A 24,837-nucleotide genomic window follows, 5' to 3' on the forward strand; every position below is an offset into this window, starting at 1 on the left:
GATTTTAAATTGTTTGGCAACCTGATTTGTTGTCAGATTCATTCATCTAAAATCGTAAATCAAAAATCGTAAATTTATAACGGCTTCAATTCTCCGAACAGACTGACAGCCTTTTCTCTACCCAAAACTTATTTTACCTTTCTTTTTTTCCTGCTTCCACTAACCGGGCACTCCGAATCTCTCTCAAAATATCATCCTTCAATCGGGCAATCAATTCTTCGGATACCACTTCCGTTTGCCGTTCCTTGCGTTCGTTTTCCACCGTCGCTTTCACGACAATCTCTTTAATTACAATCGTCATACACGGATTATTCCAGGTTTAACACAAGGAACTTAGAAGCGAAGAAACAATAAGGACCATCTGAATTTCAGACCTACAATTCAGGACTTAAAGCGGACATTGACTTTAATTATTACGTTCTTGCTTCTCCCCTTCTTTAGCTCCCCGATATATCGCTTTTTCTATTTTTTCCTCTCGAGTAAATTATAACACAATTCCAACGTCTCAATAACCAGTTTATTTTCCTGGGAACTGAACGCACTCACCTCCCATTTCACCGGATACGCATGCGAACACCACCAACAACGTAAAGCCTTACCCTCTGCATCCAGCAACATAACTACGATATTTCTCGGCTTTATTCTCCGGGCAAAGCCACCCTCTATGGTTTCTTTTATCCATTTTTCCAATCCATTATCCAATCCCTCCAAAGCCCTCTTCAACACCAGATTACCATGTTTTACCCGCTTGGGAACCTGATGGAAATAATCGTTTTCTCCCCCTTCCTGTATCTCCGTCAACTCCATTTCTTCTTTCAATCCCGAAACTTCCATAAAACCGGCATCTTCAATTTTGGGTGCCCCCTGAAACACCACTTTAAAATAAAAGGAGACAGGAGGCGCCCATGTAGTAACAGCCTTTTTTGCCATTATGCGTTGGTTATTGTCAAGCCCTCATGAGCCATATCCAAAGACTCTACCGCAGCCTCATTTCCATCAGACTTCAGGCTAACACCTGTAATCTTCGTCGGCCAGGCATTTTCCAGCTTCCACACCATTGTCGGATTGCCGTCCTGATCCAGCAAGCTGATTGTAACAGGCTTCCGTTCAATAGTATTCAACTTGATCATATTAAACCAATCGAAGAACTTATTGTCCTTGGCAAATACGCCTTTCTTCAGACTGACATTGCTCGATTTCTTGATTCCCGGCATTTTAATCGTTGAAAAAGCCGGGCTGTTACCGTGACGATACTCGATAATCTGCGCCTCGATATCCAAACCGGATACCTCTTTGCATGCGATTTCCCCTATGCCGTCGATTTCTACCTTAAAATAAAAACTAGGTAACGGCCATACACTGTCTTGTGCTTCTCCTGCCATAATTCTATAAATTAAAAATGAATAATTCTTTTTTCTGTTTAAAAGACCTGTATCCCAGCGAGTGACAACAGTTCTGGTTTACTTCTGCTCATTGAATACGACAATACAGCATCGTAAATCCAAATCTATTATCAGCTCTTCTGCATCTGCTGCTGGAAAGTGATCTCGATGAATTCAGCCGGACGAGTGATGGCTACCAACACGGTAATCCGCATAATTCCCTCGAGAATATCCTCCGGTGTCATCGTATCTCCCAAACCGACATGCACACTATAAGCATCTTCCGGAACCGATCCGGCCAACCCGCCCCGTTTCCATATACCTCTCAGAAAATTCTCAATCATACTCTTAATATTCAGCCATGTATTCGCTTCATTTGGCTCGAAAACATAGGCCCGGGCAGCATTTTTAACCGACTCTTCCAAAAAAATCATTGTACGTCTTACATTGATATAACGCCAGTCGAGCGAGTTACCGTCCAATGTACGGGCTCCCCATACCTTGATACCTTCACCTGTAAACGTCCGGATTGCATTCACGGCCTTGCCGGACAAAGGCACGTTCAGATCCTCCTGTTCATCGTGTGAAATATTTACGGCCGGTGCTACAATATTACTCACCGAAACATTAGCCGGCGCTTTCCATACCCCACGGGTATTGTCTACCATCGTATAAACACCCGCCATAGCTGCCCCCGGAGGCAACAGGTTTACCTTCTGCCGTATCTCTTTCAATACGGAACGGTATACCAGACTATTTTGCAATAACACGGTATGCAATAAATCCTTATCAACCTGCTCCAATTCCGCATCTTCCAATTTCGGCAACTGTTCGGCAATCTGTGCCTGCCGTTTTTCATCCTTCCATTCGGCCACTTCAGCCTCGATCAACTCTTTCAGTTTTGCAACATCCACATTTGCATAAGTAATGCTCTTTTCCGATACCACTGACGTATTGATCCACGGATAATACGTAGCTCCGAAAGCCAGATGATTGCTGCCAATGGCTTCCCGGAATTCATTTACCGGATCACCTTCCGGATCCTGACGGCTCCGGTAGCCGTTGTAAATATCCAACAAAGCAAAACGATTTTTCATTTTGAGACCGCAATGGGCCAATACGGCCTGCTGCAGAGCCACGCAAGCCGATTTTTCCAGATAAATCGCCTCAGGTACCAACACCATTGTCGGCTCTTGCTCCTTAATCAAAGTCTCAACACCTGCGGTAAACTTTTCGGCATCGAAATCCATCGTATAATCTCCGACAGAAACGATATAGCACGGTCCGCCACCGTTGGCATAAAACAGCAGCATATTGTAATACAACGTATAGGCCGTATTCGATTGTTGCATTTTATACCCTTTGCCGTTCAACAGTAATTCCGGTTCAGTACCTTCCGCTTCCTGAATTTCAAATACAGGAGTCGGCTCGCCGCCGAAATAAGAGCGAAATTCAGCCATAGACGTAACACGCCACGGCTTATTGATTAAAGATTTGTTCCCGTTCATAGCTTTTTCGGTATGACCGATAAAAGCCGGAACAGCTGTCGCCACCTCGACGACCGAATTCGGAAAAGCGTTTTTTTCTACAATATAAACGCCTGGTGTTTTCATTGCTGCCATACACTTTTAATTTAAATTACTACTCGCATTTATTTAATTTACAAACATGTAAATAATTATATTCCATCCTATCCGATAATAACTATACCACTACTATCTGTCTCACACATCCCTCTCCACACTCCGGAAACCGGCCGGGAACCGGCCACGGTAATTGCTTGCATATCACCTTATTCCCAAACGACTTCCGCTCGCTCAACCGGATCGTATAATCGTATTTTTCCCGTAACATCACCGGAACCGTCGCTACCATCCGAAATCCCTGACGTCCGTTCATTCGGATCATCCCTTCATTTCTGAACTCCATTTTTCCTGTCGTTTCTTTCAATTCCCACTGACAACCGGGCCGCCACTCCTTCATCAATATTACATATTCCCATTTCAGACATTTCGCCTTACACCTCAATTCAGTCTTTTCTTTTCCCCCGGGAGACCATCTTACTTCTTCCGGCAAATTCCCATCCGTATAACAGGCAAAAAAAGAATCCGTTATTTCTGTTTCCAGTATCACCTCATCCTCCGGGTCCCACACCGTATCTTTTTTCCCCACCAATCCCCACACATTCGTTTCCAGTTTTTTAAACTTCACATCTCTTCGTTTCAGTAACCCCATACTCTGCCTGTCAGGAATCAACTCCACACACCTGCATACCCCACCCTCGAAATAATCGTGCCACACCTCCCAACGTACCAACACCTCAAACCGCTCCATTGTTAAATCTATCCTGTCCATAATTTCTCCCGAATAAAAAGCATAATTCTCACGGCCCCCTCTCCCAATTCACCAATCTATCAATTCTTACCTAATCTAAAAATACTCCCGCTTCTCTTACCAACCCCACTCTTCAATTTAAAATCTAAAATACCCACCATCCTTCATTCAATCAAAAATCATAAATCGTAAATCGTAAATCAACATCCTCTCACTTTCCTCTCACACTTCCCACCATCCGGCTGATATCGTCCCCTTCAAACCTCAACATCCGCACCTTACACACCACCGAAGGATAATACCGTCCCCCTAAAATACTCCATACGTTCGTCAGTTCCTGTATACTCAAGGTCACCGGTTCTATCATAAACTTTTTTCCGACCCCCGGGGAAAAAACCGGATGTTGCTGTAAATAACTGATCGATTCCGACAACATCTTTATCCCGTCTGTATACCGTTTCTCTTCAAAAACCGATGCCACCACAAAATACATATTCAAATACCAGGGAGGCATCTTCTGCAAAAAACCTTTTCCCTCGGTCTGAAACCCTGCAGAAATCCCCATCGCCCCTTCCCGCTCCACATTCAACAACGCAACCACCATCTGGTTCGGCACCTCTCCTTCCTCTCCCCCAAGCCCTCCGACCTTTGCCAGTCCTGCCGGTTCCTCATAAAGATTCCCCAGATAACCGTCCAAACCTTCCGCTATATACACCAAAACCTTATCTATCATTTCCGCATTCTTTAAAGCCATATGCAAAACTGCACCTTCACATCTCTCCCGCTTAAATCCCCCATCCACGTATCAAAAATAATTTCCATTATTCCCTGAATGAAATAATATTTCCCAATCTCCCTTTCCCGCTTCCCAATGACCTTTATTCTCCTCTAAACAACATCATAGCACCCGGGGACGGGGCTAAAGTGCTACTATCACTACGTTAAAAATAAGCTTCCAATCCGTTACCACGAAATATTATCTCCCAATGGTCATTTTTACTTTCCCAATATCTCCGAAAAGGTTTTAAACATTTATTTACCCTCCCTACTCCCTCAAATATCTCCACATCACCTATTATACACCCCATGTTATTTATTTACAAACCAACGTCTCACATTCAAAAAATAGCATCCAGGGACGGGGGTAAAGTGCTACATCAACGGACGGCCGTTTTTATCCAACAAACAAGAAAAGGCATTTTTACGCTGTTCATGCAGGGAAAAAACAGGGCCATTTTACAGTGATAAGGTTTTTATAAAAATGGCTGTTGATTTTCAATACATTATAATGACAGTGATAAGGTTTTTGTGTGTTCTGATCTGAATATTATTCACATTTACCCATTAAATTTAATAGCAAAAAATAACAATTAAAAAACAACATTTCTGTTTCTTCACTTAAATCCTTATTGCCATGAAAGCTACATCTTGTTTACTCTTTCTAATGCACGCACTGATTGCACCCGGACAAGCCAAACCGGACTCCCTGATCCCTCTTCCGCCACTGCACACCATCACACCTTCTTCCGACCGGAACTACACCATACACTACCGCCCACACCTGCCGGTAAAATCCATTTCACACAGACTCGGATTATCGGAAGCAGAAGCAACTATCAATTATTTCGACGGACTCGGAAGATGCATTCAAACCGTAGAAACAGGTGCCACACCCGCAAGGCTAGACCTGTTAAAACCCGTAATACCCGACTTCTGCAACCGACAGGGTGTGAAAGACTATATCCCCTATCAGGGCACCACGGACAAAGGCCTATACACAAAAAACGCACAGGAAGCCCAAAACAACTATTATGCCGGAATATTCGGACAGACCCAGGGAGATGCCTGTGCATATACAGAAAAACGATACGAACAATCAGGGGCCGCACGCCTGATAGAAAGCAGCCGCCCCGGAAACGCATTCCGCCTCTCCGCCGGACATACCCTACGCTACAGTTACGCCCTGAACACGGCAAACGAGGTACGGATTTATACATACGACAACGGCTCCCTCAACGGCACAGGCTATTATCCATCCGGATATTTATACAAACAGGAAACTACGGACGAAGACAACCGCCGAAAGGTAACCTTTACCGACCACAGGGGAAATACCGTACTCGAAAGGCTCTGCATCTCTTCCGGAAAAACTCTGGACACCTATTATATCTACGACACTTTCGGCCGGCCCGTATGCATCATCCCCCCGGCCCTGGGAGGGAAAGCCGTCCTTACCGCCTCAGAGACAGCCGCCTATTGCTACCGCTATGCCTACGACAAACGCGGAAACGTTACGGAACGTAGCCTGCCCGGACTCGCTCCCGAAAAAATTACATATAATGACGCCGGTCTGCCGATGGCACGCGACCAGGACAACAGGCATTTCACTACAACCTACGACTCACACAACCGGCTGCTGAACGAATACTACCGCTACGCAAACGGAAACAGCATAACGGTATTGCAGCGGGCATACGACACCTACCCCTCCGTTACGGGACTCGCATTCACTGCCATTACCGGATACGACCCTTCATACGATACCCGTACCAACGGTCTGCTGACATACGAAAAAGAGCGCATACTGGACGGAAGCACTGAGACGGAAACGGGCATATCACCACGCTACATAGAAAGGTGCTTCTATTACGACAAAAAAGGACGCATCATTCAACAGGTGGAGAAAAACCACCTCGGAGGCACCAGCAGGTATTCCTACGCCTACGATTTCGTAGGCAATATTACCGCTGAACGCGAAGAACATACGGTCGGAAATGAAACCACGACCATCGAAAAGAGAAATACATACGACCACGCCAGCAGGCTGCTGTCCGCAAAAATATTCCTCAACGGAGCCTACAGGGGAAAAGTCGGTTACGGATACGATGCACCCGGACAACTGACAAAACGGAGTTACGGTGAGGACATTCTTACCGAACAAATAAGCTACGACATACAGGGAAGAACAACAAGCCGGGAATCACCCCTGTTCAGGATCGGACTCAGGTATGAAAAACCACTGAAAGCAACTCCACGTTATGCCGGCGATATTGCGGAATGGACATGCAGCTACAGGACAGAGCCGGAGCAGACATATACGTTCAATTACGACGATGCAGGACGATTTACAGGAGGAAACCATTACGAAAACGGCGTTCTGGTAAACAAATATGCCGAACAGGGAATCACATACGATAAAAACGGAAACATACTGTCGCTGAAACGGTTCAACAACGGCGCCCTCGTCGACAACCTCACCTACACCTACAGCGGTAACCGACTCAGCAGTCTTACGGAAGCAGCCACCCCGGCAACGGGAGACATCTATCTGCGCCAAAATGCCGCCACCGCAACATACGATTACGATGGGTACGGAAACCTGATAAAAGACAGCCGCAAAAATTTGAATTTCGAATATAATATCCTAAATTTGATACATTCTGTTAAACAAGGTACAGGCTTGCAGGCAGAATACGAATACGCTTATACAGGCAGCAAACTCAGGGTGACCGCAAGCGACGGGAAAGGATATGCATACCTGGGAAGCCTGGTGTATATGTGTACGGGGAGTTCTTACATTTTTGAATGCGGAATATTCGGAGAGGGAACGGTAGACGGCAGCGGCATCTGCTATCACCTGAAGGACCATTTGGGAAGTATACGTGCCGTCATCGACGGAAACGGGAAACTGCTGGAAGCAAACGACTACTATGCCTTCGGGCAGCGACAGCCGCGAAGCGAACTGCCCCAGCTGGCCGCCAACCGTTTCAAATACAACGGAAAGGAGCTGCAAACCGTAGGCAACCTCGGTTTTCTGGACTACGGGGCCCGTATGTACGACGCTCTGCTGGGAAGGTGGTTCAATGCCGACCCGCTTTCCGAAAAATACTACAGCTTAAGTCCGTACGTGTATTGCGGAAACAGTCCGATAGGAAACATCGATTTAAGAGGAGATAGTATAACAACTGTAGTCACTGCTACTGAAAATGGAATTACAAGAAACATAACCTATTATTATGGTAAAGACGTGAATGGTAATTATGGATTTGTGAATAATCAAGGACAATTATATACCGGAGACGATCAATTTGTTACAAAATTAACAATTGCTTTGGAAAATTTGAGAAGCGGAACTAATGGACAAAAATTAGTAAATAATTTAATGAATTCAACAAATATTGTTGAAATAGGAAGAGCAAGAAGCAATCAAAAAAATTCTACAGATCCGAACGGAAAATATATTATCTGGGATCCGAATTCCACGACAGGAGGTCCTGACCAGACAGGAAATACAACCAGACCTCCCTATATTGGTTTGGGGCATGAAGCAGCACATATTCAGGATGCCTGGAATGGAACTATCGACAGATCACCTTGGATAACTATCAATACAGAAAATGGTGTGATAAGAATTCCCCATTGTGAAAAATATGCTACCCATATTGAGAATCAATTAAGGGCAGAACATGGCCTTCCTTTAAGAAGTCATTATAGTCCAGGAATTAATTCTACAAGCATTCTATATCCCGGGACAAGATTCAGCCGATTTTATACAAAGACTGTATCGATTACAGGAACTAGAATTTTTGCAATACCTCATAAATATTAATAATATGAAGACAAAGTTTATCATTCTGTTAGGATGTCTGTTGCTAATAACTGTGTATGTATCCGGACAAAACTGGAATAAAATATTTAAGGATATATATAAAAATCACTTTCTAGTAAAAGATAATGAATGTGCTATTTATGGTTTTTACAACTTATGGAAAAATTCTGAGTTTTTAAAAAGGATGAAAACTATTTCCATGATTGATACTGTTTTCATTCTCCAAAGAAATAGTATAGAATCATATGCACTATCCTCAACAATTTGGAACCGACAGGATTCTTTAATTGTTTCTTCTGAAGATCAAGGAAAAACATTCAATGTTGAAAATGAATCATCTTTTACAAATTACATGACAAAATTGGTATCTGAATGGAATACAGTAGAAATAAAAAAAGAAGAAATTGAAAATGCTGTACTCTCCAGTGAAATAATTGTAGCCATTCGTATCATTTTTAATAAAAATAAATACAGGATTGATTATTTATTTTTTAATGATTTTTTTAATATTGAACGCGATCGTTGGAAATAATAAGTTTTAATTAAACTAAATAGAAGATGGAAAAAGAAACAATTTAATTATAAAACAGGCAAATAATTACCATATATTGAAGAGTTCCCACATTGGATTTTAATTTTTCAAACAACAAATTAACATCAGTGGATTATTATTGCTAGTAAATTTTTTCGAATAGCATTGTATTAATCAAGCAATAACACATGGATTTAAAACTTCTGACATTTTAAAGATTGTTAGAGAAGGGAAAACGGTTGAGGCAGTTGGGCGATTCGGTTCTCAATCACGTATACATTAGGAGGGAATACCGTTGTTGTAAATGCCCAAGGGAAAGTTATTCGTGTATTTAGTAACGCTCCAGAAACAACCCAAGGACTAAATAAAGGATTTTTTATATCATTTCCATCATCATGAAAACTCTAATTGAAAATATCAATCAAGTTTTAGCCGAATGGGATCCTATAGGTGTCGGCGAATTTACCGCAAAAGATGAATATAAAGGATATATACCACTAATCCTCAAATCTATTCATGATAAGCAATCATTAATGAATTGTTTGACTGATATTTTAGTAAACAATATGGGATTAGACTATAACTCTTCCAACAAATCACATGTTGAAAATATGGAACAAGTATGTAAAAAAATAATACATGTATACCACATGAACAAAACACTGAAATAGCAAAATGGCCAAATTCTCAGAACGTTCCGAATACAATATATTATATTGCAGAGGGTAATCCTATCAAGGGAAGTATATATAAAGCTAGTATTAGAACTATTTTTGGGAATTCCCGCCAGGGAGTATTAACAGATAAATTTATCGCTTTATCACCAACAACAGTATTAAATCATGAAGTTGACCATGCTCTACGCCATAATAATGATCCTAAAGGGCACTGGAAAGATTCAAATACTAAGAATAAAGAGTATAGGACTGAAGAAGAACGGCGGGTTATTACAGGGTCAGAGCAACTAACAGCAAAAGTTCCAGGAGAAATAAAAGAGGGAGAGGTAACTCGCACAAATATTAAAGGGATTTTATTTACAACAGAAAATTCAGTTTCAAATAAAGATGTAAATGAAACAACTGTAAAACCTACTAAATCGAAGAAAAAAAATGAAAACGATATTGATAATTAATTTACTATTATTATTACAAGTCGATAGTAAGGATTGCCTGAAAAGCGCAGATAAAATCATTTTAAAATATGCCGGATTTGATTTGGAAACAATAATAGAAATTACTCCACAACATTTTGATGTTGCATTTGTAGATGATTGCTACATTAAAATATATGAAGATTCAATTTATATTAATAAAATTCTCCATTTACTGAAAGAATTAAAAGTACAAGATAGGGACAGTACTTTCGGAATAAATACCCGTGCTAAAATAGAGCTATATAATGCCGACAAGGTATGTAATATTTATTTAGACCAATTTGCAGTCTTAATTAATGGCATCGAATATAAAAATACTCCTGAATTACGCGCAGAATTTGAAAAATTGCAAGCTAAACCGCTAGACGATTAATCCGCTCTTGCCAGTACCCGGGGACGGGGATAAAGTGCTAATTGCTGGTAAATTTTGCCGAATAAATACAGCCTTACTCATGAGTAGACCGCTTAAAACAGATGGGGACGGGGCATTTGTACACACACTTGCCTTGTCCCCTTGCCTTCCTCACATGAGATTCGCCGGAGATTCGCCTTATTAACTCCGGTACAACTCCGGTATAACTCCGGTACAACTGCGGTGGAGACCGTTCTTATACCGGAGTTATACCGCAGCTGTAGCGTCGTAAATATAGCCATAAGTAAACGTATACCGAATACAACTTCCAACCTGTAGAAGTAAAAAACGACTCTCACAATAAATTCTCTTTTATGACAAATGAAATTCCATATTTGTTTGAAATATAGTTAAAAAATATTATCTTTATCATTATTAATTTACAATCTATGGAAATAATCATCAATATCACAGAGGAAGAATTATCAGCTTCTGAAAAAAATCTCATAAAAGAATGTCTCGGGATAGAGGATGAAACTACATTTACTCATGCTTTGTCTAAATTGGCTAAATCCTCTTTTATGGAATATACGAAAATGTTTATTGAAAAAGGACTTCCGACAAGGGCCGATGAGATCAAACAAGAAAGACTCTTTTTTCTGTTAATTCACTATTTCGGTAATCGTTTACCTACAGAAAACGAACTATCGTCTATTTTTCAACTGACACAATCGCAAAGTAAATCATTATTACGGAATACAAAGTCAAGATATAGAACCAAAATTGCAAATTTTATAAAAGCAACTTTATTAACCACATTTCGTTCCTTTGTTCTTAATAAAGAAGCTGACTATTACGAATTCATATGTACCTCTCCTACCATCATTGAAGAATTGAATCTGATAATAAGTCAAAAAGAAGGAGCTTTAGAGGCGATTTCAAAAGTAAAAGGATCAGCTTGCAAATATCAGTGTTCTATCGATACTTACAATTTATTAAACAAAGAGCTTGCATAATCTTATGGCAGAAACTTTATCGGCAGTCAGTGTTTTACTTGTTTTTCTTACAGTTCTTTTGAGTTCAATAGAGCAAAACGTAGAAACGATTTTGTCCAAAAGACCTCAACAAGAACACAAAGACAAAATGAGAAAGTATAAAAAAAAGATAAAAAACATCTTGTATTTTAAACTTATTCCTGTATTCTTGATTTATACAATCGTATTTTATACTTTGTTACCCAGCACAATTGAAATAATTTCTGTCAGTACTTTTTCCTTCTGGCATTTCGATACATTAAATACAATTTTTGTTTTTGTGGAAGTAGGATTGTTGGGGTTAGTCATATATTCCATAAGTAAAGTCATTACTTTATTTCAAGAACTTTATAAGTAACTCCGGGTAAACATCCGGGGACGGGGTAAATGTACACATATTTGCTTTGTCTCTGTGTGTTCCCGTACCAGAGGATAAGGTGAAGCTATTCCACTGTATTTTTGAAACATTTTTATACTTTTGGGAGTACAAAATTCAATAACTTAAATACAATCGGATGCTATTGCAATTAGCTTTTGTTTTGACTGCTATTATCGTAGGAGCACGCCTGGGAGGTATCGGTCTGGGTGTGATGGGAGGTATAGGCCTGGGGATACTGACCTTTGTTTTCGGACTGCAACCGACCTCTCCCCCTATCGATGTCATGCTGATGATTGTGGCCGTAATTACGGCCGCCTCCTGCATGCAGGCAGCAGGAGGACTCGATCTGATGGTGAAGGTAGCCGAACGTTTGCTCAGAAAACATCCGTCCAGGATCACCCTCCTCAGTCCGCTGGTAACCTACATTTTCACCTTCGTGGCCGGTACAGGGCACGTCGCCTATTCCGTACTTCCGGTTATCGCAGAAGTCGCCCGCGAAACTAAAATCCGTCCGGAGCGGCCTTTGGGAATCGCTGTCATAGCTTCACAACAAGCTATCACCGCCAGTCCTATTTCGGCCGCAACAGTAGCTTTACTGGGATTACTGGCCGGTTTCAATATTTCGCTTATCCAGATTCTGATGATTACCATCCCGGCGACTCTGTTCGGCGTTCTATTGGGAGCCCTTTACTCGTTACGGGTAGGTAAAGACCTGACAGAAGACCCCGAATACCAACGCCGCTTGAAAGAGGGCCTGCTCAATGACAGTCATTATGAGTTGAAAGATATACACAATAAACACAAAGCACTGCTATCGGTTCTGATATTTATCGTGGCTACAGTTTTCATCGTGATATTCGGTTCTTTCGATACCCTGCGTCCGGCCCACATCATCGACGGAAAAACCGTCATAACCGATATGCCCTCCATTATCGAAATACTGATGCTGTCGGCTGCCGCCCTTATATTGCTTCTGACTAAAACCAACGGACTGAAAGCCGTACAAGGCAGCGTTTTTTCAGCGGGGATGCAGGCTGTGGTTGCTATTTTCGGCATCGCCTGGATGGGTGACACTTTTTTGCAAGGCAATATGACAGCCCTAAAAACTTCCATCGAAGGCATCGTTACTCAAATGCCCTGGCTATTCGGTATCGCCCTGTTCGTCATGTCCATACTGCTCTATAGCCAGGCCGCAACGGTACGGGCCTTTATGCCCCTCGGCCTTGCCCTAGGTATTTCGCCTTATCTGCTGATCGCCATGTTTCCGGCTGTAAACGGCTACTTTTTTATCCCCAACTACCCTACGGTCGTTGCGGCCATTAATTTCGACCGGACGGGTACGACACGCATCGGGAAATACGTCCTCAACCATTCTTTCATGATGCCCGGACTGATAGCGACCATTGTATCAGTGACAACCGGACTCATCCTTGTAAAACTGATATTCTGACAAATAAACTAAACTAATACTACCATGAAAACCTACAGATTCATTCTATTCTTTTTTATCCTTACGGCGCTATCTATAGCGCAAGGAATAGCACAAAAACTCCCTAATATTCATATCCTCGCCACAGGCGGTACGATTGCCGGTACAGGGAGTAGTGCCACCGGCACGGCCTATACTGCCGGACAAGTCGCTATAGCCGACCTGATTGATGCCGTCCCGGAACTGAAAAAAATCGCTAACATTACGGGAGAACAGATTGTCAAGATCGGTTCCCAGGATATGTCCGATGAAGTATGGCTGAAACTGGCTCACTACCTGAATACACTACTCAAGCGTCCGGATGTAGACGGAGTGGTAATTACCCACGGTACCGATACAATGGAAGAGACGGCCTTTTTCCTGAATCTCGTTTTAAAAAGTAACAAACCCGTCGTACTGGTCGGTGCTATGCGCCCTTCTACGTCACTTAGTGCCGACGGTCCGCTGAACCTTTACAATGCCGTCGTTACTGCCGGATCCCCTGAATCTATCGGGAAAGGCGTACTTATCGTTATGAACGGCAGTATCCTCGGAGCACATGCCGCAACCAAAATGAATACCATAAACGTTCAGGCTTTTCAGGCCCCGAATTCCGGCCCTTTGGGTTACGTATTCAACGGCAAGGCAAACTATAATCAAAATACAGACAAAATACATACCATCCAATCCGTTTTCGATGTCTCCGACCTGAATACACTTCCGAAAGTAGGCATCGTCTACAGCTATTCCAATGTCGAACCGGAAGCTTTAAATGCCCTAATCGAACATAACTACGCCGGTATCGTCCACGCCGGAGTCGGCAACGGCAATATCCACAAAAACTTATTCGATAAATTAGCAAATGCCAGCAGCAAAGGTATATTGGTTGTCCGTTCCAGCCGGGTACCTACTGGCCCGACAACACAGGATGCCGAAGTTGACGACACCCGTTACGGTTTTATTGCTTCCCAAGAACTCAATCCCCAAAAGGCCCGCATTCTGTTGATGCTTGCCTTAACCCGAACCAAAGATCCGAAAGTCATACAGACATACTTTAACAACTACTAGATAAAACAGGGCGCGACACAAATCACGCCCTGTTTTATTCGTTAAGGTTCAAAACAGAAATTCAGAAACCAGTACCGCTACTTCGCAAACACAACAACAAATATATAACGGATATCTCCCTGTTTTTACTATTTTTGCCGGCTGTATAAGAAACCGACAGCTTAATAAAATATGAAGACATTTTCAATCCTATATTTTTTTATCGGTACAATCATTGTTTCGCCCGTGATGGCTAATTTTCAAACAGCACAAGATACTCTGCACCCCGAAAAAAGCTTGTATGAAACGATTACGCACATCCGGAAGCAAAATGATTTTTTAAACGTAAAACTCAACACCCGTATGGCCTTTCATTCTGCCATTTCAGAAGGAGATCGGGAGCAATCGGCCTTCCGCATGGATTATCTGCGTCTGGAAGTAACCGGCAATGTCACCGAACGCATTTACTACAAATGGATGCAGCACCTGAACCGGAGCAACAAACCTAATAGTCTGGACAATATGCCTTCCTCCATCGATTGCCTGGGTGTCGGCTTTCATATCACACCTACCCTATCGGCTTTTGCCGGAAAACAATATGCCGATTTCGGAGGATTCGAATACGATGCCGATCCGGCAGAGGTATATTCCTATTCTGACATAGGTGATTATATCACCTGTTTTCTGGTCGGTATCAATCTGTCCTGGTGGTTTACTCCTACTCAGGAAATCAGGTTTCAAATCACAGATGCCCGTTCGGACAAAGCAGAGGAAAATGACGAAATACAGCCCGAAGGCTACAAAACCGCCAAAACTCCATTGGGATACACCATAAATTGGAACGGGAATTTTTTGGATGAAAGACTGACTACCCGCTGTTCTTTTTCCTTATTCCACGAAGGCCGGAAACAAAATATATACTTTCTGGCATTAGCTGCCGCCTGGGAACAGGAGAATTTCAATATGTACATCGACGGTTTATACTCTGTCGAAGAAATCGACAAACTGGGAATCTTATCCGAAATATCCGGTAATGCCGAACAACCGTACAGAGCGACACACAGTGATTATTTCTCATTGGTGAGCCGGCTCAACTACCGTATTTTCCCCAAACTGAATATTTTTGTCAAAGGATCGTACGAAACCGTTTCAGCCCGTTCCGGAACCAATCTGCCAGAACAGGGCAAATACCGTACTTCTTACGGTTACCAGGGGGGAATCGAATATTTCCCCATGAAAGAAAATCTCCGTTTCTACCTTCTCTACCGGGGACGGCAAATCGATTATACCGACCGGGCTATGACGTTCGGTATGAAAAACGAACATCCGCAATACCTGTCTTTGGGATTACTCTATAAAATTCCCATTTACTGATCTATCTATTCAGTTCTGAAATACCCGATCAGTAATCCGCCAGATTAGCAAACATCGGGGTACTGAGGTATTTTTCCGCCCGGTCCGGAAATACGACGACGATATTTCCGGATCCGATCTGTTCTGCCGTACGTAATGCAGCGAGCATAGCCGCACCACTGCTCATTCCTGCAAAAATACCTTCTTTGCCTATTATCTCCCGGGCCATCGCTATCGCTTCCTCGCTTTCGATCATCACCTGTATATCGATACGGGAAGGATCATAGATAGCCGGTACAATGGCCTCCTCCATATTTTTAAGTCCCTGAATATAATGTCCTTTGATCGGATGGGCACAAACCACCTTCAGTTCCGGCTTACAACGTTTCAAAAATTTCGAAAGTCCCATAATCGTACCCGAAGTCCCTAAAGCACATACCAAATAATCGATTTCTCCTTCTGTCTGCTGCCAGATTTCTATGGCAGTATTCTCATAATGCGCCTGATAATTGGCCGCATTGGAAAACTGGTCCGGCATAAAATATTTTTCCGGAGCGGCTGCCACCAATTGACGGGCCTTACGAATAGCTCCGTCAGTCCCTTCTGCTGCCGGAGTAAGAGTTACTTTACCTCCATAAGAACGGATAATTTTCCGGCGTTCTACTGAAACACCTTCACTCATCACAATTTCCACAGGATAACCTTTGATAATACCGATAATAGCCAGTCCTATTCCCGTATTGCCGGAAGTCGGCTCGATAATCGTCTTTCCTTTCGTCAAACGCCCTTCCCGTTCAGCCTGTTCGATCATTTGCAAGGCAATACGGTCTTTTATACTTCCTGTCGGATTAAACCCTTCCAATTTGGCATAGATATTTACCCGGGGATTGGGGCATAATGAATTGATTCTTACCATCGGGGTATTCCCGATAGTATCCAAGATGTTGTTTTTTATCATTGTATAGTTTAGTTAGTATCGCACTGCCGGCAAAGATAAGAGTAATTTCCAAAATCCGTTTTCAGCTAACTGATAAACCACAGGCTTTAATTGCAAATTTACAATTCCGGATTGAATAAATCCAATAACAAACCGGTCTGTCAAGTAATTTTAAATTTACAGTTAAAACATACAACCTGAAGTAAAATATACTGATTCCGGTTATAATTTCCACGAAACTATGGCATATTGTAAGCAAAGTAAGCTATTATTCTTTAAAGTAAGACAGAATCTAAAACCGTTAATCTAAAATCTACAATTAAAATGTACCTTTGTCAATATAAATACCCCAAATCACAGACATCTCCATTCAGGAAGAATAAAGACTTGAAAGAATAAATCAACGGATTCCGTAATATGAATACGCCTCCTATCATACTATCCATTGCCGGTTCCGATCCGTCAGGCGGCGCCGGAATACAGGCCGACATCAAAACAATATCCGCCTTAGGCGGATATGCTACCACAACCATTACAGCCATTACAGTACAAAATACCCAAGGCGTCAGGACTGTAGAATATCTGAAACCTGTACTTGTCAGACAACAGACAGAAGCCGTACTAAGCGACATGAAACCCGCAGCAATCAAAATCGGTATAACGGGAACTGCCGGTATTGTCCAGGCAGTTGCCACCGTTCTCCGACATTACCCTTGCCGCAATGTCATACTCGATCCTGTAATGGTATCTACCAGTGGCCGAACCTTAACCCAACCCGACGCCATCGAAGCCGTTTGTCATGAGTTGTTTCCGCTTTGCTGCCTGGTAACTCCGAATCTGGACGAAGTTTCTCTGCTATTAGACACTCCGGTACGCACTGTTTCTGAAATGAAAACCGCAGCAACAACCCTTTATAACCGTTATGGTTGTGCTTTTCTGGTCAAAGGAGGTCATCTGGAAGGAAACGATACGACGGATGTACTTTACGACGGCACATTACACGTATTCACCAGTCCACGCATCGACACCTCCAATCTCCACGGTACGGGATGTACCCTCTCATCGGCAATCGCCACTTTGTTGGGATACGGCTACACATTGTCCGAAGCTGTCCGGCAGGCCAAAAGATACACAGACAATGCCATTGCTGCTGCCCGTGACTTACACCTCGGCGCGGGAAACGGTCCGCTATGGCATTTCCCGGATACACTAAACAGTAAATGCTTATGAACTTACGCCTGATCATCCTGACAACACCGGATTTCCTGCCTCAGGAAGCAACCGCACTGACAGCCATACTCGATAAGGGCTTCCGTCTTCACCTACGTAAACCGGGATGCAGTGAAAAAGAGCTGGCAGCCCTGATCGAGGAGCTACCGGCCTCACATCGTGCCGGCATCGTTTTACACGATCATTTTACCCTTCAGCAACGGTACGGACTGGCAGGAATACATCTCAACAAGCGTAACCCGGACATACCGGACGGTTATAACGGTTCGATAAGCCGTTCCTGCCATTCACTGGAAGAAATTACCGAATACAAAAAACAAACCGATTACCTCTTTCTCAGTCCTATTTTCAACAGTATTTCCAAACAAGGGTATCGGTCGGAATTTTCAATGGAGCAACTCCGGACTGCTGCCCGCAAAGGCATTATAGATACCAAAATCATTGCACTGGGAGGGATAACGGCCGACAATCTTACGACGGTCCGGACATTGGGATTCGGCGGAGCAGCTCTTTTGGGTGATGTCTGGAACCGTTATCGCTCTCCCGACGACACCGAAGCCTTTCTGCAGCATCTGGATAAGCTGATTCAAACCGTCTCTTAAACAGGCAACAACTCCGTCCCGCCCATTTGGCAGAACAGGGTTGTTGTTTTTTTGTGTTGAAAATCGTTATTTCTTAAAGCGAGCAATAATCTCATCGGCAACCTTCTTACCCGACATCAGCATACCGCCGAAAATCGGCCCCATACGCGGAGTACCTGACACAGCCGAAGCCGCCATACCGCAAACATAAAGACCGGGATAAATTTCCTTCGTACCGTTTACAACTTCCTCTTCACCTGCAGTTACATCCAGGGAACGTTCACCGATAACACCTCCGGTCTCTGTTGCCAGCTTGATACCGTTTTTACGGGCAACCGTAGAAGCTATTTCACTATCATGTCCCGTACCGTCGATAACGGTTTTAGCCAAAATATTCAACGGATCGACATGCAATCCTTCACGCAAAACAGGCGTCCAGTTTACAACAACCCCACTTACTTTGTTATTCTTAAAAATCACATCTTCAACCGAATAGCAGTTAAAAATCGTAGCCCCGGCATGCACAGCATGATAAAGTAATGAAGAAGTACTTTCAACCGAATCCATAACATAAAGTCCGTCTCCGCATGATTCGTAACGGATTTCAAAATCGCGTACAACCGGCATTGCCTCCTCCTGAATAACAATCTGGTTAAACATCATAGCACCGCCCCACATACCTCCTCCCGGAGCAAGTTTACGGTCGAACTGAGCTACCTTCAAACCGGCCTTAGCCAGATAATAGGCAGCTACGATACCCGACGGCCCTCCGCCGACAATGGCAACATCCAAATCAAGATTTCTCTGTAATTTGTCAAAATAGGTACTTACGATTCCCTGTGATACTCTTGTTTCAATCATCTTTTCAGCTTATTTTATACATGGATTATTTTCTACTCCGACAGTCGATTCTGTCTCGGTTTCAGCCGTATATTCACAATCACGCAATTGCCGGCTGATACGCATCGCACAAAAATGAGGTCCGCACATTGTACAGTATTTTCCATTCAGATGGTTGGCTTCACGGTAGTACTGCAAAGCACGCTCCGGATCAAGACTTAAATTAAACTGATCTTTCCACCGAAACTCATAACGAGCCTTACTCAATGCATTATCACGTACATCGGCCCCGGGATGGCCCTTGGCCAAATCTGCCGCATGGGCTGCAATCTTATATGTCACGACTCCCACGCGCACATCCTCCTTCTGAGGCAATGCAAGATGCTCCTTCGGAGTTACATAGCAAAGCATTGCCGTACCGTACCAGCCGATCTGAGCCGCACCAATGGCGCTCGTTATATGATCATATCCCGGAGCAATATCGGTCACTAACGGTCCGAGGGTATAAAACGGAGCACCGTGACATTTCTCAATCTGCCTCTCCATATTCTCCCGTATTTTATGCATCGGCACATGTCCCGGTCCCTCAATAAATGCTTGTACATTCTTTGCCCAAGCCCGTTGCACCAACTCGCCCATCGTATCCAACTCAGCAAACTGAGCCTTGTCGTTGGCGTCGTAAATCGATCCCGGACGTAACCCATCTCCCAGAGACAAAGCCACATCGTATTGTGCACAAATATCACAGATATCATCGAAATGCTCATATAAAAAACTTTCTTTCCGATGCGCCAGACACCATTGGGAAATAATACTACCGCCACGGCTTACCATACCACACAGGCGACTATTGGCGTAACGGATATTTTTCAAACGAATTCCGCAATGGATCGTAAAGTAATCAACCCCCTGTTCACACTGCTCAATCAACGTATCGCGAAACAGTTCCCAGGTCAGTTCTTCAGCCTTTCCTCCTACCTTTTCCATTGCCTGATACATCGGCACAGTTCCTACAGGTACCGGGCAGTTACGGATAATCCATTCGCGGGTTTCATGAATATTCCGGCCCGTCGACAAATCCATCAGGGTATCTCCACCCCATTTACAGCTCCAGATCGCCTTCTCGACTTCCTCCTCGATCGTAGACGTCGTTGCCGAATTACCGATATTGGTGTTGATCTTGACAAGAAATTTCGAACCGATAATCATCGGTTCGGCTTCGGGATGATTGATATTGGCCGGCAATACCGCACGACCGGCCGCAATTTCCTGTCGTACAAACTCCGCTGTTATGTATGAGTCGATACCCAACTCCCGGCAATTCATATTCTCACGAATAGCCACATACTCCATTTCAGGCGTAACAATACCCTGCCTGGCATAATACATCTGGGATATCTCCCGCCCTTCTATTGCCCGGTAAGGCAATTGAATGTGGTCGAAACGAAGATGATCCAGACTCCTGTCAGCCAGCCTGGCCTTACCGTATTCGGAACTGATCTCCGGCAGACGCTCCACATCGCGCTGCCGGATCCATTCTTCACGCAAACGAGGCAATCCCTTTTTCAAATCAATATCCGTTTCCGGATCGCTATATGCTCCGCTGGTATCATATATATAGACCGGAGTATTTTCGGTCATCACCTGTTCGCCATCCACCACAGTTACCGTCGGGGTCAGCTTTACACGCCGCATGCCGACCCGTAGCTCAGGAAACAAGTTACCGGGCATGTAAATTTTCTCCGAATCGGGATACGTAATTTTAATTTGATCTTTCATAATTATCCGGAATTTATTTTGTCAATTCAATGATTTTTTTCATTTCCGCTACCGGATCGGCTGCACGCAATACACTACCACTTAGAGCAATTCCATTTAATCCGACAGCTTTTAAGGGCGGGATATCTTCGGTTGTAATACCGCCAATTCCGACAATCGGTAATCCGATGCCAACCTCATGCATCCGGCCTAAAATAACTCGATATCCCTCCAATCCGAGCACGGGAGCTAACTTTTGCTTGGTTGTCGTAAACCGAAAAGGGCCACAACCGATATAATCGGCACCGTCCATCGCATGTCGCCGTATGTCTTCAAACGTATTAGCTGTCCCGCCGATACGGAATGCAGTTCCCAAAAACCGCCGGGCTTCCCCCACCGGCATATCCTGCTTACCGAGATGCACCCCGTCGGCTCCAATCTTTTTCACCAATTCCACCCGGTCGTCGATAATAAAAACTGCTCCGTAATCAGAACACAGAGCCTGCGTCTGTCGGGCAACAACTTCTGCTTCCTCCTCCGTCGCCTCTTTCATGCGCAACTGTATCCAGCGGCAACCTCCTTCCAGCGCAATCCGCACAGAATCAAGATAAGTAATCGTATCGGTAAAATGAGTAATAAATTGTACGTCGAACATAAACTCTCTTAAATATGTTATCTATGGAAAGAGAGTGTGCCGCGCACGTTCAGAGAAGTCGGATACTCAAAAAAACTCCCTACGACGGTACTAACCGTATCAGGTTCATCGGGTATAATCTCAGCCTCATGAAAGAGGCACCCCCTTTTTCCGGAAACAAATTAAAACAGAATATTCAAGAAAACAAAGCAATTCCGGACTTTAATTATAAACTTTAAATAGAGAATAAGTCGTAAAGAATCTTTAAGTTATTCTAACTTACTATTTCAGATCAAACATATTACCCTTTTCAGGGAAAATTCGTAAATCCCAAATTTTACATGCAGATAATTTCAGAGCAATAACAGTTCGGGCAGATCGTTCCGGTAACAGGTACAATCACAATTTCATTCGAAAGATATCGGAGACCTGTGCAAAACCGTGTTTTTGAAAAAAATGATGAGCCGAATGGTTATTAACGCCCGATTCCAGATAACAGTTGCGGATCCCGCGTTCCCGGAAATTCTCTACAGCTTTTTCCAGCAACTGCTCCCCGATACGTTTTCCCCGGGCATCCGGAGCAACAGCCATATCGAAAATTACACCATAAGGTTCTGCCCCGTCTTCCATAACACCGAATATGATAAATCCGGTCAAAATACCGTTGTCTTCATACAACAACACGGTATTGGAGGGATCCGCTGTCTGCCTGTCCAAGTATTGCAGCCATTTTTGCTTATAATCGGCAGCCAATATACCGGGATCCGTTGCAATCCCCATCTGAAGTTCCCCGTGAGATATATAGTCCTTATGCTCTTCGAGCACAATTGCAAAAAAATCACACAATGTCGTTCTGTCTTCAAATTTATAATTCCGGATCATTTCACATCAGATTTATGTTTTCTCAATTTTCCATTCGTATCCCCCACTATCATTTTTATGCAGGATATCAGCCCCGCAGCCACAACAGAGGCAATAACCACCGATACGACTATAATCGGTAAACGCCCGATCTTAGCATACCATTCGGATAACAACAAAATTGTATTCTGTTGCAAAACTATAATAAAAACCGATGTCAGATACACGAATAGCATAATATATCCGGGCTCGTTCAAACGCAATATTTTAGCTATATATTTCACGGCTGTTTTCAATAAAACGACAAACCCGAATATAACACCCAAAACCGTCAGCAAAACCAAAACCGTAGCTGTTTGCTTACCCAATTCCTGAGATAAATCCGTTAATAAAGGCACTTCATCCCCTTGCAATATAACAGAAAACAAAGAAGCTACGGATATAAATAACAATATGTATTTCGTACTATTGGCCTGACTGATTTCCAACATATTACTGACATTATTCAAGGACTTATCCACTTGCTTGATCGTCATATTCAACTGTTTCTCATCTTCCTCGATTTTCAGATTCCGGGCTGTCTGATGATACATGTATTTATGCGACATGTAGCGCAAATACCGCACCGAATCGAGTTTTAGAACGATATTCGACAATTCCACACTCAAACGGGCATTTTCTTTGATCATATCGTGCACATTGTCCTGATGCTGGAAATCTTTTTCCATAGCCCGGTGGGAATTATAAATATACTTATTCAGCACATAATTGATCGTTTGTTTTTTCGCCAGCAAAATTTCAACCAACACGAGATATTCCGGCCAACTGACGTGATAACACTCCCTTCTGCCCAGATGTTCTTTCCAATTTGTCGCAGCACAGTTCCCACGCTTCCCATAAGTACCGATCACCACACATACATTCTCATTGACAAGCACGAGGTCGTCCGTATCAATCGCAATATTTTTTCCGCATATATCTCCAAAACTTTTTTCCATCCGGTAAGGCCATTCTTCCGGATACAAAGTCATTAATCCCACCAATTCCGAACGATGAAATTTCTCAATATGCTGGATAATATCGTCTTCCTTCATCCTGTCGAACATAACCGTTCCCTGATGCCCGACCGTTTCCCAGATATCAATATAGATATAATTATGGTCCGGATAATAAAAATCTTTCTCAGGTGTCCTGTCAAAGTATTTACGGTAACGTCTCTGCACTTCTTCAAATGAAATTCCCGGCTCATAAACGTCCTTTTCCCGATATCTGCCGCCGGCATCCAAATGCAGTCCCGTAATCTTTACTTTCTTCAAGGCTCCGTCGATCTCCTGCCGGCATTTTTCCTTATTATAAATCCAGTGTTCGACGCGTTGCACAATACCGGCCACCACAATCAACTGATCTGTATTAAAGGGTTCGCTGATCCGGCAAAACTTTTGCTTCTCCCGTTCTCTTTCTTCCCTATCCTCCTCCGGCAACACGGCATTCTCGTCCGCCTCCCCCGGAGGAACCACAATACGGTAAGACAATTGCATCGTTCTATCGAAGAAAACAGCAACCAAAACCTGTACATGCCCTTCCAATACAGCAACATTGGGCTCATCAATCTGAATCCTAATACTGAAACCTTCGAGTTCGTACCTGTCGATAATCCTTTCCTGATGAGTAAACAACTGATCGTCGATATCCCCGGATCTTTTATCCCGGAAAAGTTCTTTTTCAGAAATATCGATGTAACGGGAAGTAAAAGTCTGCATCAAAACGATAGAAAAATTCTTATACAACAACCCCGATTTACACTGATCTTCATTCTTCATAATTTCACTTTTTACAAATATACATAAGATTCCGATTCCCCAATGTTTCTTAAAGAAATATAATACATCACAAATCGGCTGTCTCATTTTCGTAATCATATATCAATCAAGCCAGTACCCGATCCTATAAGATTATTTTCACTCATTTCTTTCCTGAAAAATATATTGAATGACAAGGATACGCCAAATAAAATACCAGCAAAAATATCCGGAACAAAGACGTCTTCTTCAGGCATACCTTACAAAACCATATATCCGATAAAGATCCGACTGCTCTTTTTTTGGCATATTGAAATCAGAAGTATTATATTTACCGAAATTTCGCCTGCTATGCGAACCGGTAAAAATGATCCATCCTGATATTAATTTTAGGATAAAGGCGAAATAAATACGAAGTTCAGAAAGTCGTCCGGATCTATATCTGTCAATTTCCAATTATCAATCCGCCTGATTTTGGAAAGCGGAAAAGAATAAACGACTCTTTCATTAACATTTAAAATAAAACGATATTCAAGATGTTCGTTTATTAATAA

Annotated in this window: 23 protein-coding genes and 1 riboswitch; of the genes, 11 read left to right on the plus strand and 12 right to left on the minus strand. The window is 43.0% G+C overall.

The genetic code is table 11. From position 1 onward, the window contains the following. Positions 1 to 133: 133 nt before the first annotated feature. The 6 genes from BN8908_RS18485 to BN8908_RS06705 form a co-directional block, all read right to left on the minus strand. A complete protein-coding gene (locus BN8908_RS18485) occupies positions 134 to 301 on the minus strand; it encodes a DUF5908 family protein (protein ID WP_021987707.1) in 168 nt (55 codons plus the stop codon). A 161-nt stretch (positions 302 to 462) separates the two neighbouring features. Continuing rightward, a complete protein-coding gene (locus BN8908_RS06685) occupies positions 463 to 930 on the minus strand; it encodes a phage tail protein (protein WP_068689822.1) in 468 nt (155 codons plus the stop codon). After that, a complete protein-coding gene (locus BN8908_RS06690) occupies positions 930 to 1,382 on the minus strand; it encodes a phage tail protein (protein WP_021987709.1) in 453 nt (150 codons plus the stop codon). Before BN8908_RS06690 ends, BN8908_RS06685 begins: the two co-directional genes overlap by 1 nt. A 131-nt stretch (positions 1,383 to 1,513) precedes the next feature. Continuing rightward, positions 1,514 to 3,004, minus strand: a complete 1,491-nt coding sequence (locus BN8908_RS06695) for a phage tail sheath family protein (protein WP_021987710.1) — start codon at positions 3,002 to 3,004, stop codon at positions 1,514 to 1,516. An 82-nt stretch (positions 3,005 to 3,086) separates the two neighbouring features. Next, positions 3,087 to 3,737, minus strand: coding sequence for a hypothetical protein (locus tag BN8908_RS06700; protein ID WP_148453225.1), 651 nt, complete (start codon positions 3,735 to 3,737; stop codon positions 3,087 to 3,089). A 190-nt stretch (positions 3,738 to 3,927) separates the two neighbouring features. Continuing rightward, the gene (locus BN8908_RS06705; protein WP_068692159.1) at positions 3,928 to 4,449 is read right to left on the minus strand and encodes a Pvc16 family protein; all 522 of its coding nucleotides are present in this window, start codon (positions 4,447 to 4,449) and stop codon (positions 3,928 to 3,930) included. A gap of 681 nt (positions 4,450 to 5,130) precedes the next feature. On the opposite strand from BN8908_RS06705, the gene BN8908_RS06710 reads away from it, so the two are divergent. The 9 genes from BN8908_RS06710 (at position 5,131) to BN8908_RS06750 (ending at position 15,664) form a co-directional block, all read left to right on the plus strand. Beyond that, entirely contained in the window at positions 5,131 to 8,325 is a 3,195-nt protein-coding gene (locus BN8908_RS06710; RefSeq protein WP_082989232.1) for a DUF6443 domain-containing protein, read from the plus strand. A gap of 4 nt (positions 8,326 to 8,329) precedes the next feature. Continuing rightward, entirely contained in the window at positions 8,330 to 8,857 is a 528-nt protein-coding gene (locus BN8908_RS06715; protein WP_021988503.1) for a hypothetical protein, read from the plus strand. Between the two features lie 395 nt (positions 8,858 to 9,252). Continuing rightward, positions 9,253 to 9,528 carry a hypothetical protein gene (locus BN8908_RS06720; RefSeq protein ID WP_021988502.1) on the plus strand — a complete coding sequence of 92 codons (276 nt, stop codon included), beginning with the start codon at positions 9,253 to 9,255 and terminating at the stop codon, positions 9,526 to 9,528. 438 nt (positions 9,529 to 9,966) lie between these two features. Beyond that, positions 9,967 to 10,383 carry a hypothetical protein gene (locus BN8908_RS06725; protein ID WP_068689827.1) on the plus strand — a complete coding sequence of 139 codons (417 nt, stop codon included), beginning with the start codon at positions 9,967 to 9,969 and terminating at the stop codon, positions 10,381 to 10,383. Positions 10,384 to 10,811: 428 nt separating this feature from the next. Continuing rightward, positions 10,812 to 11,378: a hypothetical protein gene (locus BN8908_RS06730; protein WP_068689829.1), complete on the plus strand. Its 567-nt coding sequence runs from the start codon at positions 10,812 to 10,814 to the stop codon at positions 11,376 to 11,378. Between the two features lie 4 nt (positions 11,379 to 11,382). Then, positions 11,383 to 11,754, plus strand: a complete 372-nt coding sequence (locus BN8908_RS06735) for a hypothetical protein (RefSeq protein ID WP_068689831.1) — start codon at positions 11,383 to 11,385, stop codon at positions 11,752 to 11,754. A gap of 157 nt (positions 11,755 to 11,911) precedes the next feature. After that, complete coding sequence (locus BN8908_RS06740; RefSeq protein WP_068689833.1) at positions 11,912 to 13,225, plus strand: anaerobic C4-dicarboxylate transporter family protein; 1,314 nt, start codon at positions 11,912 to 11,914, stop codon at positions 13,223 to 13,225. A gap of 24 nt (positions 13,226 to 13,249) precedes the next feature. Beyond that, positions 13,250 to 14,311, plus strand: coding sequence for an L-asparaginase 2 (gene ansB, locus BN8908_RS06745; RefSeq protein ID WP_021988497.1), 1,062 nt, complete (start codon positions 13,250 to 13,252; stop codon positions 14,309 to 14,311). A gap of 171 nt (positions 14,312 to 14,482) precedes the next feature. Then, the gene (locus BN8908_RS06750) at positions 14,483 to 15,664 is read left to right on the plus strand and encodes a porin (protein ID WP_068689835.1); all 1,182 of its coding nucleotides are present in this window, start codon (positions 14,483 to 14,485) and stop codon (positions 15,662 to 15,664) included. Positions 15,665 to 15,692: 28 nt separating this feature from the next. On the opposite strand, the gene BN8908_RS06755 is transcribed toward BN8908_RS06750, so the two are convergent. Beyond that, positions 15,693 to 16,601, minus strand: coding sequence for a PLP-dependent cysteine synthase family protein (locus BN8908_RS06755; RefSeq protein ID WP_068689837.1), 909 nt, complete (start codon positions 16,599 to 16,601; stop codon positions 15,693 to 15,695). Between the two features lie 396 nt (positions 16,602 to 16,997). Here BN8908_RS06755 and thiD point away from each other — a divergent pair, with 396 nt between their 5' ends. Further along, positions 16,998 to 17,810 (plus strand): bifunctional hydroxymethylpyrimidine kinase/phosphomethylpyrimidine kinase, encoded by an 813-nt coding sequence (thiD, locus tag BN8908_RS06760; RefSeq protein ID WP_068689839.1) that lies wholly within the window; start codon positions 16,998 to 17,000, stop codon positions 17,808 to 17,810. Continuing rightward, a complete protein-coding gene (locus BN8908_RS06765; protein ID WP_068689841.1) occupies positions 17,807 to 18,412 on the plus strand; it encodes a thiamine phosphate synthase in 606 nt (201 codons plus the stop codon). The genes thiD and BN8908_RS06765 overlap by 4 nt, the downstream gene beginning before the upstream one ends. 66 nt (positions 18,413 to 18,478) lie before the next feature. Here BN8908_RS06765 and BN8908_RS06770 read toward each other — a convergent pair whose 3' ends face one another. The 5 genes from BN8908_RS06770 to BN8908_RS06790 form a co-directional block, all read right to left on the minus strand. Continuing rightward, a complete protein-coding gene (locus BN8908_RS06770; protein ID WP_021988492.1) occupies positions 18,479 to 19,252 on the minus strand; it encodes a sulfide-dependent adenosine diphosphate thiazole synthase in 774 nt (257 codons plus the stop codon). 9 nt (positions 19,253 to 19,261) lie between these two features. Continuing rightward, positions 19,262 to 21,010, minus strand: a complete 1,749-nt coding sequence (gene thiC, locus BN8908_RS06775) for a phosphomethylpyrimidine synthase ThiC (protein ID WP_068689843.1) — start codon at positions 21,008 to 21,010, stop codon at positions 19,262 to 19,264. Between the two features lie 13 nt (positions 21,011 to 21,023). Then, positions 21,024 to 21,644 (minus strand): thiamine phosphate synthase, encoded by a 621-nt coding sequence (locus BN8908_RS06780; RefSeq protein ID WP_068689845.1) that lies wholly within the window; start codon positions 21,642 to 21,644, stop codon positions 21,024 to 21,026. Between the two features lie 58 nt (positions 21,645 to 21,702). Beyond that, positions 21,703 to 21,799, minus strand: a riboswitch (TPP riboswitch). 223 nt (positions 21,800 to 22,022) lie between these two features. After that, on the minus strand, positions 22,023 to 22,505 hold the full coding sequence (locus tag BN8908_RS06785) for a GNAT family N-acetyltransferase (RefSeq protein WP_021988487.1): 483 nt from the start codon (positions 22,503 to 22,505) through the stop codon (positions 22,023 to 22,025). Beyond that, positions 22,502 to 24,304 carry a hypothetical protein gene (locus BN8908_RS06790; RefSeq protein WP_187373430.1) on the minus strand — a complete coding sequence of 601 codons (1,803 nt, stop codon included), beginning with the start codon at positions 24,302 to 24,304 and terminating at the stop codon, positions 22,502 to 22,504. The genes BN8908_RS06785 and BN8908_RS06790 overlap by 4 nt, the downstream gene beginning before the upstream one ends. Positions 24,305 to 24,837 lie beyond the last annotated feature (533 nt).

The organism is Culturomica massiliensis (genome assembly GCF_900091655.1).
GTDB classification, from domain to species: Bacteria; Bacteroidota; Bacteroidia; order Bacteroidales; family Marinifilaceae; genus Culturomica; species Culturomica massiliensis.